The 16917-nt window shown below is 61.0% G+C and carries 17 protein-coding genes and 2 pseudogenes; 8 read left to right on the top strand and 11 right to left on the bottom strand.

The window, feature by feature from the left end:
• Positions 1-9: 9 nt before the first annotated feature.
• A pseudogene (locus tag I7X09_RS04080) lies at positions 10-648 on the bottom strand (HD domain-containing protein).
• A gap of 124 nt (positions 649-772) precedes the next feature.
• Here I7X09_RS04080 and I7X09_RS04075 point away from each other — a divergent pair.
• Positions 773-1729, top strand: coding sequence for a GlxA family transcriptional regulator (locus tag I7X09_RS04075; RefSeq protein ID WP_200315700.1), 957 nt, complete (start codon positions 773-775; stop codon positions 1727-1729).
• Here I7X09_RS04075 and I7X09_RS04070 read toward each other — a convergent pair.
• Positions 1726-2559, bottom strand: coding sequence for an alpha/beta hydrolase (locus I7X09_RS04070; protein WP_200315698.1), 834 nt, complete (start codon positions 2557-2559; stop codon positions 1726-1728). The genes I7X09_RS04075 and I7X09_RS04070 overlap by 4 nt on opposite strands.
• Before the next feature lie 289 nt (positions 2560-2848).
• On the opposite strand from I7X09_RS04070, the gene I7X09_RS04065 reads away from it, so the two are divergent.
• From I7X09_RS04065 to I7X09_RS04050, 4 genes are read left to right on the top strand one after another with little or no spacing between them, the layout of a single operon-like run.
• Positions 2849-3409 (top strand): TetR-like C-terminal domain-containing protein, encoded by a 561-nt coding sequence (locus I7X09_RS04065; RefSeq protein ID WP_200315696.1) that lies wholly within the window; start codon positions 2849-2851, stop codon positions 3407-3409.
• Between the two features lie 8 nt (positions 3410-3417).
• The gene (locus tag I7X09_RS04060; RefSeq protein WP_200315694.1) at positions 3418-3921 is read left to right on the top strand and encodes a hypothetical protein; all 504 of its coding nucleotides are present in this window, start codon (positions 3418-3420) and stop codon (positions 3919-3921) included.
• 9 nt (positions 3922-3930) lie between these two features.
• Positions 3931-4503 carry a YdeI/OmpD-associated family protein gene (locus tag I7X09_RS04055; protein WP_095968953.1) on the top strand — a complete coding sequence of 191 codons (573 nt, stop codon included), beginning with the start codon at positions 3931-3933 and terminating at the stop codon, positions 4501-4503.
• 42 nt (positions 4504-4545) lie between these two features.
• Positions 4546-5436 (top strand): sucrase ferredoxin, encoded by an 891-nt coding sequence (locus I7X09_RS04050; protein ID WP_200317663.1) that lies wholly within the window; start codon positions 4546-4548, stop codon positions 5434-5436.
• Positions 5437-5579: 143 nt separating this feature from the next.
• On the opposite strand, the pseudogene I7X09_RS04045 reads toward I7X09_RS04050, so the two are convergent.
• Positions 5580-5984, bottom strand: a pseudogene (locus I7X09_RS04045) (GNAT family N-acetyltransferase); the annotation flags it as partial.
• A 175-nt stretch (positions 5985-6159) separates the two neighbouring features.
• Complete coding sequence (locus I7X09_RS04040) at positions 6160-7143, bottom strand: hypothetical protein (protein ID WP_200315690.1); 984 nt, start codon at positions 7141-7143, stop codon at positions 6160-6162.
• Between the two features lie 77 nt (positions 7144-7220).
• Here I7X09_RS04040 and I7X09_RS04035 point away from each other — a divergent pair, with 77 nt between their 5' ends.
• Complete coding sequence (locus tag I7X09_RS04035; protein WP_095968955.1) at positions 7221-7802, top strand: GNAT family N-acetyltransferase; 582 nt, start codon at positions 7221-7223, stop codon at positions 7800-7802.
• On the opposite strand, the gene I7X09_RS04030 is transcribed toward I7X09_RS04035, so the two are convergent.
• Positions 7766-8431: an NAD(P)H-dependent oxidoreductase gene (locus tag I7X09_RS04030; protein WP_200315688.1), complete on the bottom strand. Its 666-nt coding sequence runs from the start codon at positions 8429-8431 to the stop codon at positions 7766-7768. The two genes, I7X09_RS04035 and I7X09_RS04030, sit on opposite strands and share 37 nt — an antisense overlap.
• Positions 8432-8508: 77 nt before the next feature.
• Here I7X09_RS04030 and I7X09_RS04025 point away from each other — a divergent pair, with 77 nt between their 5' ends.
• Complete coding sequence (locus tag I7X09_RS04025) at positions 8509-9093, top strand: TetR/AcrR family transcriptional regulator (protein ID WP_200315686.1); 585 nt, start codon at positions 8509-8511, stop codon at positions 9091-9093.
• 18 nt (positions 9094-9111) lie between these two features.
• On the opposite strand, the gene I7X09_RS04020 is transcribed toward I7X09_RS04025, so the two are convergent.
• Positions 9112-10032, bottom strand: a complete 921-nt coding sequence (locus tag I7X09_RS04020) for a LysR family transcriptional regulator (RefSeq protein WP_200315684.1) — start codon at positions 10030-10032, stop codon at positions 9112-9114.
• An 81-nt stretch (positions 10033-10113) separates the two neighbouring features.
• Between I7X09_RS04020 and I7X09_RS04015 the strand changes: the two genes are divergently transcribed.
• Complete coding sequence (locus I7X09_RS04015) at positions 10114-11103, top strand: threonine ammonia-lyase (RefSeq protein ID WP_200315682.1); 990 nt, start codon at positions 10114-10116, stop codon at positions 11101-11103.
• 380 nt (positions 11104-11483) lie between these two features.
• On the opposite strand, the gene I7X09_RS04010 is transcribed toward I7X09_RS04015, so the two are convergent.
• The 5 genes from I7X09_RS04010 to I7X09_RS03995 all read right to left on the bottom strand — a co-directional run bounded on the left by I7X09_RS04010 (position 11484) and on the right by I7X09_RS03995 (position 16902).
• Positions 11484-11699, bottom strand: coding sequence for a hypothetical protein (locus I7X09_RS04010; protein WP_234036792.1), 216 nt, complete (start codon positions 11697-11699; stop codon positions 11484-11486).
• A gap of 99 nt (positions 11700-11798) precedes the next feature.
• Positions 11799-13793 (bottom strand): SDR family oxidoreductase, encoded by a 1995-nt coding sequence (locus tag I7X09_RS04005; RefSeq protein WP_200315680.1) that lies wholly within the window; start codon positions 13791-13793, stop codon positions 11799-11801.
• Positions 13794-13843: 50 nt separating this feature from the next.
• A complete protein-coding gene (locus I7X09_RS29575) occupies positions 13844-13966 on the bottom strand; it encodes a hypothetical protein (protein WP_019747629.1) in 123 nt (40 codons plus the stop codon).
• A 280-nt stretch (positions 13967-14246) separates the two neighbouring features.
• Complete coding sequence (locus I7X09_RS04000) at positions 14247-14714, bottom strand: hypothetical protein (protein WP_234036791.1); 468 nt, start codon at positions 14712-14714, stop codon at positions 14247-14249.
• Positions 14715-14781: 67 nt separating this feature from the next.
• The gene (locus I7X09_RS03995) at positions 14782-16902 is read right to left on the bottom strand and encodes an MMPL family transporter (RefSeq protein WP_200315678.1); all 2121 of its coding nucleotides are present in this window, start codon (positions 16900-16902) and stop codon (positions 14782-14784) included.
• Positions 16903-16917 lie beyond the last annotated feature (15 nt).

Raw genomic sequence — 16917 nt, 5'->3', positions numbered from 1 at the left:
ACTCGAATTCTATTGGGGCCAAGCCGAGTTCTGGATGACCTCGACGAAATCGATGTGCCGAAATCCCGGTACGAAATGCTCGAGCACGTCACCGTTGACCGTTCCGAACGTGCTCTCGGGGCGGTGCTTGAAGCCGTCGGTGAAGGCTTTCAGAATCTGATTCTTGAAATCCGGACGGGGGTGGGCCGCGGTGACGGCGTCGATGTCGGCCTGGTCGAGTTCCTTGTACCCGATTCCGAGTACGTCGGTCTCCACGCCCGCTGTCACCAAGGCGATTTCGGGCTCCAGCCGCGAGGGTACCTCTGGCGTCGTGTGCAGAGCGATGCTCTCCCACACTGTGCGGATGTCGGTTTCGTCGACCCCTTAGCCGGTGAGGAACTGTCGCGCTTCGTCTGCTCCGTCCAATTCGAATCGTGACGTACTGTCCCGGAATTTCTCGGTGAGACCCAGGTCGTGGAACATGGCACCGACGTAGAGCAACTCGGGGTCGGCGTGCAGACCCAGACGCGTTCCTCGAAGTGATCCGAAGAGGAAGACGCGTCGCGAGTGGTGAAACAGTAACTCGGATGCCGTATCTCGTACCAGGTCGGTGGCATCGGCAGCCATCTTCGAATCGGGGATTTTCACACCGGCAATGATCGTGTTCATCGGTACCTGCTCTGCTCGTCGCTGCTGCGAATTCTCGGTCATCCCAGTGTCGGTCGAGCACGCACGCGGTCGCACCCTGATCTCGGCCATACTGTCCACAGATCAGGACGAAGGAGAGCGCATCGTGACCGCAGGGCATCGAGTTGCCGTCCTGGTGTTCGACGGCGTCAAACTGCTCGACGTCGCAGGTCCGAGCGAGGTGTTCGCAGAGGCCAATCGCGGCGGGGCGAACTACGAGTTGGTGATCTGTTCGGTAGGTGGGCACGATGTCGACTCGTCGACCGGGATGCGCATTCCGGTCGACTGTGACGTCGTAGATTCCGGTTTCTTCGACACGTTGCTGGTCATGGGTGGTGACGTGTTCCCGTCCACGCCGGTGAGTCCGGAACTGCGTGAGGCGGCGAGCGACCTGGCAGGGCGGTCGGATCGGGTTGCCTCGATTTGTACCGGAACATTCATCCTTGCAGCCAGCGGATTGCTCGACGGACGCCGCGCAACCACGCATTGGCAGCACACGGCGACGTTGGCGCGTGCCTATCCGCAGATCACGGTGGTTCCCGACGCCATCTTCATCGAGGACGGCACGGTGTTCTCGTCTGCGGGCGTGACTGCCGGGATCGACCTCGCGCTCGCATTGCTCGAGCGTGATCATGGTGCAGAAATGGCTCGACGCGTCGCGCAGCTTCTGGTGGTTTTTCTCCAGCGTCCAGGTGGGCAGTCACAGTTCTCACCGTCGCTGAGCGGGCCGCGGCCACGAGTGCCGGCTCTTCGCGCAGTGGTCGATGTGGTGGCAGCGGATCCGGCGGGGGAGTACTCGGTCGACGAACTGGCTGCCTTGGCGCACCTGAGCCCGCGGCACCTGACGAGGCTCTTTCGTGAGGAGCTCGATACGACGCCGGCCAAATACGTCGAGTTGATCCGTTTCGATTCCGCGAAGGCGCTTCTCGATGCCGGCCACTCGGTGACCGATGCCGCGCAGTTGGCAGGATTCGGCAGCTCGGAATCCTTGCGTCGAGCATTTTCGACGCATCTCGGAATCTCGCCGCAGGTGTACCGTCGTCGTTTTCAAGCATTCGGCTAGGACTGGCTCTCGTGCTTTCCCTGTGGTGGGTTCATACCCTGCTTGTCGAGCCAGGCCAGGCTGTAGTCGGCGATCTCACGCCAGCCGTGGTCGATGGTCAGTGAGTGACCCCGATCGCCGAAGACCTTGTATTCGTTGACCGTCGGCGCCTTGGCGTACTTCTTGAACGAGCTGTCCGAACTGGCTTTCGGTACCGTGCGATCCTTACCGCCGCCGATCATCAGCAGTGGCCCGCGGCGGGCGTTGAAATCCACTGCAGCGGGGCTGTGGGGCGCGAAGTTGGCGAGTGCTGCCTCGAACAACGGCCGTCCGGGGGCGGGAATTGCATACTGTTCGAACAAGGCGTCGGACTCGTCCCTGGACACGGCGCTGGCGAAGGATTTGTGGAACGATTTCCTGTTGTGTGAGTAGGCCTTCCGGTAGTTGCCGGGGTTGGACAGGACAGGGAACACGCTGCCCAGTTGAACGAGAGGAAGTTTCAACACACCTTTGGGCTGAGCGGGGTCGATGGCAATTGCCGCAGTCGCCAACTCCTGGCCCAGCAGTTTCTGGGCGATCAAGCCTCCGAACGAGTGCCCGATCACGATCGGTGGTTCGTCGAGATCTGCGATCACCTTTGCGTAATGATCCGTCACGTCCTCGATGCCGTGTCCCGCGATGTCCTCCGGATGTTCGCGCGTCTCACCCACCGTCAACGCATCCCCTGGCCATCCGGGTGCCATCGTGGCGTACCCCTGCGCATTGAAAAGCTGCGCCCAGGGATCCCACGTGGTCGGGTGCATCCAGAGTCCGTGGATGAACAGAACAGTCGGGTTGGACTTGGGCGACATGCGCGCTCCCCGCTATCGGACCGATGATCGATACGGGATGCCCGCTTTCTTGCAACCTCACTCGTCGGTGATCAGATCCGAGACGACGTCATTGTCAGTCGTCCCGGATCAGGCGGTAAATGACGTATATGGCAAACCATGTCATCGCGACCGACGCGAGAACGAATAGAACTTCGAAGAACATGACCATGTAAATCGCCACCTCGCTGGTAAGGGATTGCTCACATTCGAACATATCGCAAGTTCTTATTGCGATATGACTGGGTGTCACGGTTGGCACAATGAGGTCATGAAGCAAAGGGGTCGAGCGGTCCGAACGGCCGTGATCGAAGCGACTGTGCGGAAGGTTGCTGAACTAGGACCGCAGTCGGTGACGATTGCCGCCATAGCGGTCGAAGCGGACGTTCATCCGACGTCGATTTACCGCAGATGGGCGACGGTCGACTTGCTGGTCGTGGATGCTCTTCGCGAGTTCACCGATGCAGGTTTGCCGATACCTGACACTGGGACACTCTTCGGCGATCTTCGAGCTTTTGCTCGACGCCTGCAGGATTGGCTCGCGACAGATACCGGATTGGCACTGGCCCGCACGGGCGTGATGCCTACCGACGACGCGGAAATCTTGGCTGCGCGCGCACAGTTCTGGCGGGCTCGATTCGATGCGGCAGCGGTAATGATCGACCGCGGGATCGAACGCGGCGAGATTTCAGACGGCACTGATCCCGATACTGTTCTCACGGCAATAGCTTCGCCGATCCGGCTGGCAGCGGTTTCCCAGAACACCGAGCCTCGTATCGACATCGACAAATTGGTTGCACTTGTCGTCGGCGTCGATCCAATAGTGAAATGATCGATGACATGGCACCAACTGGATCTGCGAAGGCAATGGCACTGTGGACCACCGCTTTTGGTGTCTCACAAGCGAATATTGCTCGCTTACTCGGGCCGGTGGCTCCCAAGGTCTTGGACGTGCAGACAGCATTTTCCGCTCGTCGGTACATCGAAATCTTGGACTCCATGGATGCGGAGGCCACGTCGCGATTTCGTAGTCACTACTACCCCGACTTCGTTCATCCAGTGATCTACGCGATGGCTTTGCGGTCAGCAGGCACGCGGCTCGGCGAGCGGGTGCCCCTATCGCCCTCAACTCGGCGCGCGCTGGCCGTAGCGCCCGTGCTGTCAGCGGCCGGCGACTACGTCGAGAACGTGGTCGGACTCCGTTTCCTCGATCACCGCGACAGCATCACCGACTCGAGGGTTCGCGCCGTCTCGACGGTCAGTATTGGCAAATGGGTGCTCGCACTTGGAACTCTCGGATATTTGTCGCAGGGTTTTGTCAGAGTATGGGTATCGCGAAAATGAGGAGCACTGATGGCAGTCGAACTCGGTACCGAATACTTCTCTGACGGAGAAGAGTTCCGTCGATGGCTGTCCGAGAACCATGAGGCAGTCCCCGGGCTCTGGCTCAAGATGGCCAAGAAGAACTCGTCACACAGTTCGATCGACTACGACCAAGCATTGGACGTGGCGCTGTGCTTCGGCTGGATCGACAGCCTGTCCCGGCGAATCGACGACGATTTTTTCGTGCAGAAGTTTTCGCGCCGCACTGCGCGGAGTCCGTGGTCCAAACGCAACGTCGAGATAGTCGCCCGTCTTGATGCTGCAGGATTACTCGAGCCATCCGGCATCGCCGAGATCGAGAAGGCCAAGGCAGACGGCCGCTGGGATCGCGCGTACGAGGGAGCAGCCAAGGCCGAGGTGCCGAAGGACTTTCTCGATGCTCTTGCAGAAAACCCGAAGGCTCGCGAGTTCTACGCGACGCTCAATTCCACCAACCGGTTCGCCATCGCGTACCGATTACAGGAGGCAAAGCGTCCGGAGACGCGAACCCGGCGGATCGAGAAGTTCGTGAACCAGCTTGCCGAGGGCAAGAAGTTCTACTGAGCTGACTGGGACGGCTGATCGACTTTCAGCGAGGCTGACACAATAGGGCTCGTGATCGAAGCCGAGACCTGTTCCGCGTTGTCTGCTGTTGACGAACCGCTGGCAGGCAGTGCTGCCGTCGTGCGGGGTTGGGTGTGCCTCGAATTCAACGCAGCGTGGGGTCGTGACGTACTGGACGGAACAGCCTTGGGGGAGGAGCTTGCCGCCGAGCTCAGTCGACGAGCCGACGCTGCCGATGTACGAATCATGTTCATCCGTCGACCCGGCCGCACCGATCCGTTGACTGATGGACACACCGTCCTGCTTGCGCGCTCCGATCCGAGCGACTCATGGTGCGAAAGGTTGCGCATCGATTCACCGATGGATCTACTCGACGTCGATTTCTCCCTGCTGGATGGGCCGCCGCCAGGATTGGGCGACCAGGTGACCGAGCCTGTCGTATTGGTCTGCGCTCACGGCAAGCGCGACCAGTGCTGCGCTGTGTTCGGCAGACCGATTGCGGCAGCGTTGATGTCGTCCTTCGGACCCCAGGTGTGGGAGTGTTCTCATACCGGAGGGCACCGATTTGCGCCGTCGATGATCTTGCTGCCGAGCGGCAATACATACGGTCGTCTGTCCGCTGGTGAGAGTGTCACGGCCGTGGAGGTGGCTTCGCGAGATCAGGTCCATCTGTCAGGCCTGCGTGGACGGAGTTGCTGGCCTCCTGCGGGGCAGGTTTCGGAAATTGCTGTGCGACAACAAATCAGCTGTGGAATCGACGACTTGGCTGTCGTAGAGCAGGCGAGTGACGAGACGTGCGTCGTCGCACATGCGGACGGCCGGCGGTGGGTGGTGGAGACGGCGGTCTCCGAACTTGCGCCGCGTCCACCGAGTTGCGGTGCGGCTCCCAAGCCGGTGAGGCCAGTTGTCGTCACGTCGATTCGAGACCTGTGATTCTCGGACTGTAGTCACAGTTCTTTGGTCGTGATCAGCAGGTCGCCGTGGATTTCGTCCGCTTCCACACGGGCGGTCTCGACGAACTCGAGTTTTGCCATCACTCGACGAGACGCTCCGTTCCAGTCGCGGACTGTAGCCCAAAGACGTCGATATCCCGATGACTGTGCCCAATGGAGGACGGCCCAGGAGGCCTCGGTCGCGTATCCCTGACTCCATGTCCTACGAAGAAACTCAAATGCCAGTTCAGGCTCTCCGTCGGATCCACGCACAGTGTCAATCAGTCCGCAGTAGCCGATGACATCGCCGAATACTTTTCGTTCCACTGTCAACAGATTGAGTTCGCGGGAGCTACTGCGAATCTGGTCCTCGATATCTTCGATCGTGGGCCGGCCATCGGAATCGATCTGACGGCGCGGCGGGACACGAGGATCGCGCTCGGTCCAAAGTTCCCGCAGGACAGCGGCGTCGGACACTCTGCGCGCCCTGAGGATCAGTCGATCGGTTTCAAGCGAGATGCTCGTTCCTGGCGCTCGAGAGTCTTCCATGCCAGGGACCTTATGGGCGATGGTTAAGATTTACCACTCCGAATTCTCCTCTCAACCACTTCGACATCGGCGTGACAAGCCCGTCGATGATTGGGCATGACGAGTGCGGGTGATCATTCTGAGCGCTGCCAGACAGACCGCTCCGGCCGACGACACCCGTTGCCGCGGGTCAGCATTACTCCAACAGCAGCGCAATGACCCCGGGCGTTAGTTGACGTTGTCCGAGGAGATTTACGCGTTGGCATCCGTCGAGTTCGACTGCCATCCGCGTGCCGCCCGATCCGTCAGGACGAAGTACTTCGATCGAAGCGATGTGTTGGGCGTTGCGATCGCATGGGCCAGCGAGTGGTGCGGTGGATACAGCCCCCATCAGATCCGCACTCTGCTGGCGTGACAAGCGGATTCGGGACTCTGGAAGCGGTGGTTCGGTGGAATAGCGGCACACCCGTAGTCTGCCGACGTCGGAAATCGGTGTAGCCAAGGCTGTTTCCGTCAGTGGGCGCGCGTGAGTGTCTTCGTGTTCTTCCATGCGTTTCTTGTCAGCTTCAGTGCTTGTCGTGAACGGTTGTCCGATCGACTCCGGGCAGATTCCAGCATCGTCGGCAGCTTCGCCGTCGACCAGGCGTTGCTCGCGGCCGACCTCCTGCAATCGGTTCAGTGCTGCGTGTGGTTGCTCTTGCAGGCCGCAGGGCGCAGCCGGCCAGGTAGGGCGTATGGCGGCTCCTGTTTCGTCCACCAACCACAATCCGGCCGGCGGGACGAGACGGTACGCACAGTCGGCCTGGACGTTGGCAGGAAATCGACGAGACTGTTCGCGGAACGCATCCTCTACCGCGTGGATGTCTCCCTCGAGGCGTATGGAGTCGATGGTCAACCCGCCGTCGGACGCTTCTCCGCGTTCGCATCGAACAACTGCGACGGGGCTGAAATCAGGAGGTGGGTATCCACTTCCCTCAGGGCGAAGGGCGATGCTGCTGTCACGTGCCTCGGGGGCGACGAGCGCGGCGGCAATATCGGGGGCCAGGCAGTCTGCCCGATCGACTGCTGTCGCGACTGGGGGAGTGAAAGATTCGTAGTCTCGAACGCCGGCCCAAACCAACGCAACGGCAACGACACTGACGACGGCGACAAAGACCCCAGCTATGAAACGTCCACTCATACAGGAACACTATGTGCCTATGCGATGGAATGAGGCTAAGTCTCGACCATTGCTGGTTGCGAAGTAGCATCGCTGCTATGACTGTCGATTTGGTTGCGCCTGACGAGGCCATGTGGGCGTCCTGGTTGGAGTCGCGTGACGAGTGGGGCGGACCGCAGGCGGATCAGCCCGGTTCGGCGTTGGGCGTTGCGCAACGTCTAGACCTCGATCTCGCATCCCGCGACGGATTCGGGCAGTGGGTGCAGGAGTTGTTGGCGCAGCCTGAGGCAGTGCCGGGGCCCGACGTTGTCCCGGCAACCAACTGGTGGATCGTTCGAGACGGCAGGTATCTCGGCGCTATCCAGTTGCGACACAGCCTGAACGAGTTCTTGGCCGATGTAGGTGGCCATATCGGCTATGGGGTCAGGCCGTCGGAGCGCCGGAAAGGTCTGGCGTCGGCGGCTCTGCGGGAAGTGCTCGCGTATGCCGGTGACCCGGTAGGGCTCAGTCGAGTCCTGATTACCTGCGACGAAACCAATGCGGGTTCGCGTAAGGCGATCGAAGGGTGTGGTGGTCTACTCGACAGCGTGCGCCCAGCTGATCAGTTGTCGCGCAACCTCGGCCATTCGGGAGACACGCTTCGCTACTGGGTGGAAACGGGTGTGTCGCGCGTCAGTTGACCGATGTCTGCACGTCCACGGGAAGTTGCGGTCGCAGGATAGGCGACGCGTGCCGCGATACTTTCGCTGAGATCTCGGATTTCTGCTGCGAGGAGGTCTCGGCTCTTCGTATCCGACTCGTGCACGAAGGTTGTCGATCCCAGTGTGGCACCGCAGTATTCGATGATGCCGCGCTCGATCTGTGTTCGGAAGGCCTCGTACACGCCGTGGCGTTCGAAACTGTCTGCATCGTCACCCGCGACCGGAATCAGATGGACGGTGAGTCGGTCCAGTTTCTTCACGAATTCGCTTCCAGGGGTGAATTCGTACGCCCATCCGCTGACGAAGACGCGATCGATCCAACCTTTGAGTAATGCGGGCATCGACCACCAGTACATCGGAAACACGAGAATCAGATCGTCTGCACGATCGATTCTGTCCTGTTCGGCTGCAACATCAGTCGGCGGAGTCCCGTTGCCGCGGAACAGGTTCAGATCGTCTTTGGAGAAACGGGGATCGAAATTTTCGGCGTGGAGGTCTGCGATGTCGACGTCACCACCCATGTCGCGGATCGCGTCGGCGGTAGTTCGAGCGACATGCTGGGTCAGCGAGTGTGGATCGGAATGGGAAACTACGACGAGTGTGGTCATGAGCGTTCCTTCAGTAGATGGTGCGCTTATGTACTAAGAGTAGGTTACTATTCGTATATAGCGCAAGGAGGTGTCCGATGGCACGTACGAGACTGTCGCGGGCCGGCAGGTACGAACAGCTCGTGGAGGTGGCGTGGGCCTTGGTGCGAGAGGAGGGTGCAGACGCACTGACTCTCGGCCGGTTGGCTGAACGTGCCGGCGTTGCAAAACCGGTCGTCTACAGTCATTTTGCCTCGCGTGCCGTGTTATTGGCTGCCCTCTTCAAGGAATTCGACGATCGTCAGACTGTGATGCTCGCGGAGTATCTCGAGGCCGCCGACGAGTCCCTGAGCGGGCGGGCGAATGCCATCGCCGACTCCTATGTCGGATGTTCGCTGGCACAGGGTCGTGAACTGACGGGAGTGCTTGCAGCGCTGGAGGGCTCGCCAGAGTTGGAGCAGGTCAAGCGTGAGTCGGAACGCGCCTACTCCGAGCGTTGTCGCGAGGTGCTCACCCCTTTCAGTGCAGACGGGCTTGCGCAATCATCGATGACCGCGATATTCGGTGCTGCAGAGGCCCTCTCGCACTCGGCGGTAATCGGAGTGCTCTCACCCGAGGACGCTAAAGGTGAACTTGCCGCGCTGATCGTCGCGGTAGTCGGCAGGCCATCACCGACGGGGTAGTGCCGTGTAGCCGTGATCTCATGACCAAGGATGTCCATCCAGTTCGACGCGCTCACGCATGGATTTCGAGACTGCTGTCAGAGTTTGGACGAACGCGTCGATCGCCGGAGCATGTGGAGGTCTCCTGTATGTCGCGACGGAGATGGTGCGTCGCTCGTCGGGAATACGGTGCGCGCGGATATCCGGATTCCGATGTGCCAGGAGAGCGAGGGCGGGAAGGGTGCTGACTCCGCTTCCGGAGGCGACCAGCGCTTGGACCGCGACGTAGTCGTCGGTCTCGAACTCGATCCGCGGTACGAATCCAGCTCGTCCGCAGGCGGTCAGGAGGTGGGCGCGGCAACTCGGGCAGCCTGCAATCCAGGTCTCACCGGCGTAGTCCGTGATCTCGTTGGCAGCATCTATATTCCGGGCCGAGGTGATCAGGTACAACGGATCTTCCAGCAACGTCGTCTGCGTGACATGCTTGAGCCCGACATCGGCGGTGTCCTCGTGCGCGAAGACGACTGCAACGTCGACATCGTTGTTACGAAGCAGTGCAAGCGCTTTGGGTGGTTCTGCCTCGACGAGGCTGATGGACACCTCGGGGTGCCGAGACGTGAAGGCTGCCATGGCCTGCGGAATCACACTTGCCAAGGCCGACGGGAATGCGGCAAGTCGTAGCCGCCCGGCTCTCAGTCCTGCGTACGTCTGGACTTCGGCTACTGCGGCATCGACGTGGCCGAGGATCTCGGTGGCTCGCTGAACCAGGACTGCGCCGGCGTCCGTCAGTCGCAGACCACGGCCGGCTCGTTGGAACAATGGAACACCGACCTCAGACTCGAGCTGTCGAAGGTGGTGACTGATGGAGGGCTGCGCGTAACCGAGAGAATCGGCGGCGGCTGTCACCGATCCTTCCTGTGCAACAGCGACCAGGACCCTCAGCCGAATCAGATCGAGCATGCCAAAATCATAGAAGATTTCGATGCTTTGGACGAAAACACGTATTGGACCTATGAATCAGTTTTTGTCAGGGTGAATCACATGGCACCGGCATCTGATCTCACGGCATCAAACCAGCTACATCCACCCGTATGGGCAGACATCGAGCGTGCCAGTCAGGTCGTCCGACGGCATCTACCGGTCACGCCCCTGATATCGCACCCGACGTTGGGTGCGGGCTCCTGCAGCCAATTGTTCGTCAAACACGAGAACGTGCACCCCACGGGCGCGTTCAAGGTTCGCGGCGGACTGAATCTGGTGGCAGGACTGGAGGAGGCGACGCGGGCGCGGGGGATTGTCGGCTACTCGACCGGAAACCATGCTCAATCCTTGGCGTATGCCGCAGCGGGTGCGGGCGTGCGGTGTGTGATCGTCATGCCGGTTGGGGCGAATCCAGTCAAGGCTCACGCTGTCCGCATGCTCGGAGCCGAGCTCATCGAGCACGGTGTGAACTTCGACGAGGCACGTGCTCACGCCGATTTCATCAGCGAACGTGACGGCCTGCGTCTCGTGAGCGCCGCCAATGAGCCGGCAATCCTCGCCGGTGTTGCAACGGCCTACGTCGAACTCCTCGAACAACAACCTGATCTGGACGCGGTGGTGGTCCCAGTCGGTGGCGGCAGCGGTGCGGCGGCGGCGTGTCTCGTCGCCAGTGCGCTTGCACCGCACCTCGAGGTGTTCGCAGTGCAGTCTGAGGCCGCACGAGCCGCACATGACTCGTGGAGTTCCGGCACGTGCGTCGAGCGCCCGAACACCACCCGTGTCGAAGGACTCGCGACCGGGGCCGGATTCGCACTGACTCAGGGCATCATGCGAGAACGGCTAGGAGGATTCCTGCTCGTCACGGACGATGACATCACCCTCGCGCAGCGGGCGTTGCTCTACGACGCTCACACTTTGAGCGAAGGCGCCGGTGCGGCCGCACTTGCTGCCGTCTACGCACATCCGAACACCTTCGCGGGCAAGCGCGTTGCCGTCGTCTGTACGGGCGCCAATGCCTCTGAGAGCGAGATCCGCAGGGTCGTCAGTTAATCGATAACACGATCGGAACAATGTGCAGTGGCAGGGAACTGACGGAAAGACGAAGTACGGTGTGCCAATGACTTCACCCCGAGAAAAGTCACGCACTCGCAAAGTTTCCGCACTCATGCTGGTCGTAGGTGTCATTGGGGTGATCGTGAGCTTCGGGGTGACCTCACGTTGGGGGTTCCCGGCGTCCGCATCGGAGCTTTGCAGATCAAGTTCGTACGGAAGCGGATTTATCGAAGAAGCAGGGTGGGCTTGGATCCCGTTTCCCGTAGCCTCCTGCAAGACAGTGGATTTCGATTCAGTCGCAGAGTATTTCGCCCTCGGATGGGAAAACTCGATCACTGCCGCAGTATCGATCGCAGTCATCGCCATGGCCCTGAAACTCACGTGGGGTGCAGGAGTTCAGTGATGCTTATATGTCCGGCCTTTGGTTCGTTCGGAAGGCTGACCGGCACAAGCCCCATGCTTTCCCGTCTCTCGTTGACCGAAAAGACGTACTGGGCAAATTCAGGCTTGACGTGCACCATCGGGAACTGTGCGCGAAGTTCGCCCACGATCCGATAACCCTCGTCGTACCAGTCGAAAACCTCGACAGCCATAGCGAACTGGGATGGCGATGGTCAGGATAGATTCGGATGACTAGCACTGCAGATCCCTTGCGGTGGCCAATGCGCTCCGAGGCGAAGTCGCATCACCGGTCACCAGTGCGTACCGGGCACGAGTCGGGCAGCACGACGGCCGAGTTTGCGGATGCGCGAGCGTGAATGGCGCTGACTCGACGGTGTTGCCGGAACGTCTGACGGGGTTTCCTTGTCTACCTGACCCTTTGCCGCCGGAGAATCCGGGAAGGCCTGGTACATCTGGTTGAGAATCCGGTCCTTGGTGTGCGGTGCGAACAGGGTTCCCAGATCACCCAGAGTTCCCAACGGCACATCGATGCGCTTGGGGCGTTCGATCAGCGCGCGGATCACCATTGCCGCAGCCTTTTCCGGGCTGGTGATCGGGCCGTTGTTGTATTCGCCGGTCGGAGCGATCATCGGCGTTTCGACCAGAGGCATGTGGATGGTCGTGAAAGTGATTCCGTCTGCCAGGGTTTCGGAGGCAGCTACGTCGGAGAAGCCGTCGAGGGCGGCCTTGCTCGCCACGTAGGCAGAGAATCTAGGCGTTGCCGCCTGGACTCCCGCGCTGCTGATATTCACGATGTGGCCGAAGCGGCGAGAACGCATGGTGGGCAACAATGCGAGCACCAATCGCACAGCGCCGAAGTAGTTCACGGCCATCGTTCGTTCGTAGTCGTGGAAACGATCCGTGGAATGGTAAATGCCGCGCCGTATGGATCGGCCGGCGTTGTTGACCAACATGTCCACGTGATCATGTTCTGCCAGAATGCTTTTGATCGTTTGCTGGACCGACTCGTCGTCGGTGATGTCGCAGGGATAACCGAACGCCTTGCCTCCGGTTGATCGAATCTCCTGTACCGCGGCCTCGAGTTCGTCGGTGCGGCGTGCGATGAGGAGAACTGTGGCGCCTTTCTGGGCGGCGGCGATGGCAGAGGCCTTGCCGATTCCGGACGAGCCGCCGGTGATCAAAACCATCCGACCGACAAGTGGTCCTTCGGGATGGTTGCGACGTGCGCGATTGGGATCGAGGTTTGCGCGCCAGTACTTCCACAGCACGGTCGAGTACGACCCGAACTCGGGGACCGTCAGGCCTGATCCGGCGAGGGCGGCAACGGTTCTCTCGGAGGTGAAGGTCGGCGCCATCGTCATGTTGTCGAGCAATGCTGCAGGCATGCCGATGCGATCGAGGAAGACCTTTCGTGCCGATTCTGCCGAGTCGATCGGCAATGGCGAGACAAAGGGTTTGGCGATCACGCCCGGCAGGCTGAGTGCGGGCCGCGGCGCTCCTGCCGCCTTGGCGAGGCCGGCATAGATTTCCCGTACCGGTTGAGGTTTCGGATTGACGAGATGGAACGCTTCGCCGTCACGGCCGGGCACATGCATCAACTCGACGAGGGCAGTGGCCACGTAATCGACCGGCACCACGTTGGTTGCGCCGAGGTTGGGGATCGGGACGGGTAGTGCTGCAGGTAGTTTCGCGAGTAGCGCCAGGCCGGGGAACAAGTAATACGGACCGTCGATCTTGTCCATCTCTCCGGTGACGGAGTTGCCGACAACGGCAGACGGTCGATAGACGCGCCAGGTGAGGCCTTCTCGTCCTCGAACGAGCTTCTCGGCCTCGAACTTGGTTCGGTGGTATGGCGTCGGAAAGCCTTGGCCGCAATCGAAATCGGTCTCGCTGAAGGTGCCCGGATAGTCGCCCGCGACTGCGACCGATGACACGTGATGAAGTGTGGCTCCCAGTTTCGCGGCAAGTTCGACCACGGAGCGTGTGCCCTCGACATTTGTCGAAGCCTGCTCGTCTCCGGCTGTGATGTCGTAGATCGCCCCGAGGTGAAGGACGTGGTCGGCAAGCGGGGGAGAGTCGATCCCCAGCTCGGGCTCGGTGAGATCTCCGATGAGTGGATGCACCCGATCGCCGTCGGGAATCGCCGACACCTGTTCTTCGAGTTTGGCGACGGAACCGGCTCTGACCAGCACGTGGATCTGGGCGGTTTCATCACGCTCGAGCAGGAGCGGCAGTACGGCTCGTCCGAGGAACCCGGTACCGCCAGTGACGATGTATGTGGACATGGTCGGTAACTTACTCCAAAGTAAGATGGACGGCTAGAGGGAACCGGACATCAATGCGTCATGACGCCATCCTCGGTGTCGAAGTCGATGCCCGCAGTGATGATTCCGGAAAACAGGAACGCGACGGCAAGTGCAAGAGCGGGGATTGCAAGGATCCATTCGAAAATTGTCATGCTCCAAGTCTGACGAAATCAGCTTCGGAGAACATCGCCCTGCGGAGCGATTTAGGCGATCGGGCAGTCATCCTCGAGGACGACTGCCCGATCAGGGAAATCCACTATGTCCTGTTGCTGAAGAGTTTCGGGCGCAGTGGGGTGCGCCCTCCTTGCATAGCGTTACGTGATTTCGGATGAGATGCGGCGGCCGTTGTTCCGAGGGGGTGAAGGCCACGGGCCGTCCGCCAGTAGACCGGCGCACCATCGTCGAGGCGATGGCGTGGCCAGGCCGACAAACTTAGACCGGTTCAGCGCCCGACAAGTCCTCGACCGCATACGGGGTCGTTCCCGCGAACAGAACACCGATCCCGAAAGGATCGGCCATCTCGAGCCTTGACTCAGCGAACCGCAGCAGCCAGGTTCCGTCAGCCCAGATCACCGCCTCAGGTTCGCCGAACAGTGACTCCGTGGCGTCCAACTCCACAAGTTCGGAGTGGGGGAGGCCGAACTGTGGCTCACGCAGCTGTTGACGCAGGTAATCGGCGGCGACTTCGGCAAATTCACCGAACCGGGCAATCACGGTCGCAGCGAGCTCACGCACCGCCGACTCCGGCACGGTGGCCGGCTCGACAACCAGACTCACCGGCCTGGTGTCACCGACCCCCTGGACATCGATGATCGATGTCCAGCACGCCAACGAATCGTCCGAGTCGACTCGCGAAAACGCTGTTGAGCCGACCACAACACTCTCAGGTAGGTCATCCACGACCCCTAGTCAAACACGACTCTCCGCAGGATCCCAGGCACTCTCCAGCGACATGGCCCAGTCACGGTCAGTGGCCGATGCCGACCTTCGCGTGGACCTTTTTCATCCACGCGGGAGCCCACCAATTCGCTTCGCCCATCAACTTCACGAGTGAGGGCACGAGCAACATGCGGATGATGGTCGCGTCGACTATCAGCGCGACGATCATGCCGACGCCCAGGAACTTCATCACCGACAACCCGGACATCGCGAAGGCCCCCGTCACCACGATCAGGAGTAGGGCGGCGGCCGTCACGATGCGGCCGGTGCGTTCGGTTCCGAACTTGACTGCTTCCTCCGTCGTCGCTCCCGCGTTCTTGGCCTCGACCATCCGTGACATCAGGAAAACCTCGTAGTCCGTGGACAATCCGAAGACCACCGCCAGGATGAGCACGACGAACGTCGCTTCCAGCGGAGTTTGACTGACCCCGAGGAGTTCGACGCCGTGACCGTCCTGGAAGACGAAGGTGAGGACACCGAAGGTGGTCGCGAGGCTCAGTGCGGCCATCAGCACCGCCTTGATAGGTAGCACCACCGAACCGAACGCGAGGAACAACAGGATCAAGGTGGATCCGACCATGATGAGGATCATCACCGGCAACCAGTGCAGGACGGCGTTGTTGCCGTCGTCGACCATGGCTTGACCACCGCCGACAAGCAGCACCGTTCCGTCGGGAGCGGAGATCTCGCGCAAATCTGTCACTGCGGCGCTCTGTGATTGGGGTGTAGAGCCCTCGCTGTAGAGAGCCTGAACCGCGATCAGTTGATTGGTGCTCGCGACGACGGTCGCCTGACCGATGCCCTCGACCTGACCGGCGGACTCGGCGATCGCTGCACCTTCGGCCGGGGTGAGAGTGTTCCCGTCCTCGGCCTGAAGGATCATCGTCGCGCCGTTTCCGGTCTGCGGGAAGTCGTTGACCAACGTGTCCATTGCGACGCGAGCGGGGTCGTTGTCCGGCAGCGCGGTGTACGAGAGTTCTCCCAAACGGGCGCCGAGCAGGGGCGAGGCCATCACGAGCAGCACGGCCACGATCGTCACCGAGACCGCGACCGGACGCTTCATCACCCACGTGACGACGCGGCCCCAGAACTTGCGCGAGCGTTCCTCGCCGCGTTGCGCCGCATCCTTGCGCCACGTCAGGGCGTTGATGCGGTGCCCCAGAATGGCAAGCAGCGCAGGCACAGCGGTCAGCGACAGGACTGCCGCGCTCAGCACTGCAGCGATCGCACCGAAGCCCAGAGACCGGATGACGGCCTGCGGGAAAACGAGCATGCCGCTGAACGCGCAGATCAGCAGTAGACCCGAGAACATGACGGTGCGACCCGCGGTCAGAACTGTCCGCTGAGCGGCCGCTCCCGGGTCCGAGCCCGAATTCAGTTCTTCACGGAACCGGCCGACAACGAACAGTCCGTAGTCGATGGCCAGTCCCAACCCGAGAAGAGAAGCGACGTTGATCGAGAACGAGGACACATCGGTGATCAACGTGAGGATCCGCAGAACCGCCAACGCGCTCAGGACACTGAGAACACCCACGAACACGGGAACCGCAGCAGCGACGACGCCGCCGAAGATGAAGACCAGCAGTACCAGAGTGATCGGAATGGCGATGGCTTCGGCGACCACCAGGTCTTTCTCCAGCTTGGTGTTGAACGCGACGCCGACAACCGTATTACCCGCGAATTGTGCCTCGGCACCATCGACTTCGAGCTTCGGCAAGAGATCGGCGAAAGTGGCCGGTGTGACGCCCGAGTCCGGTGCCAACGTGATCGCAACGGCCGCCATGGATCCGTCGTTCGAGAGCATGCTGGCCTTGGCCGCGGCGTCCGTTCCCCAGTACGACTTCACCGATGCCGTCGGCACTTCCGTCTTGAACTGGTCGACGGCGGCCGTCACTGCCGGGCCGATGTCGTCCAGAGACTTACCGTCCGTGGGCGTGTAGATCGCGATGATGTCCGGGGTCTGCGGGCCGAGATTGTCTTCGATGATGTCGGCGACCTTCGCGGAGTCGCTGCCCGGATCGATGAATCCGCCCTGGCTGAGCTTGCCGAACACTCCGAGTCCCCACACCCCACTGATGAGAACAATCAGAACCGCGAGGCTCAGTACCCACCATTTCCGGGCGACGACGGTTTGGGCCCAGCGTGTCATGTATCAACTCCGGTG

The sequence above is a fragment of the Rhodococcus sp. P-2 genome (assembly GCF_016598535.1).
GTDB lineage: Bacteria > Actinomycetota > Actinomycetes > Mycobacteriales > Mycobacteriaceae > Rhodococcus_F > Rhodococcus_F baikonurensis.
Note: the sequence above shows the minus strand (reverse complement) of the source record. Positions and strands in the feature narration are given on the sequence as shown.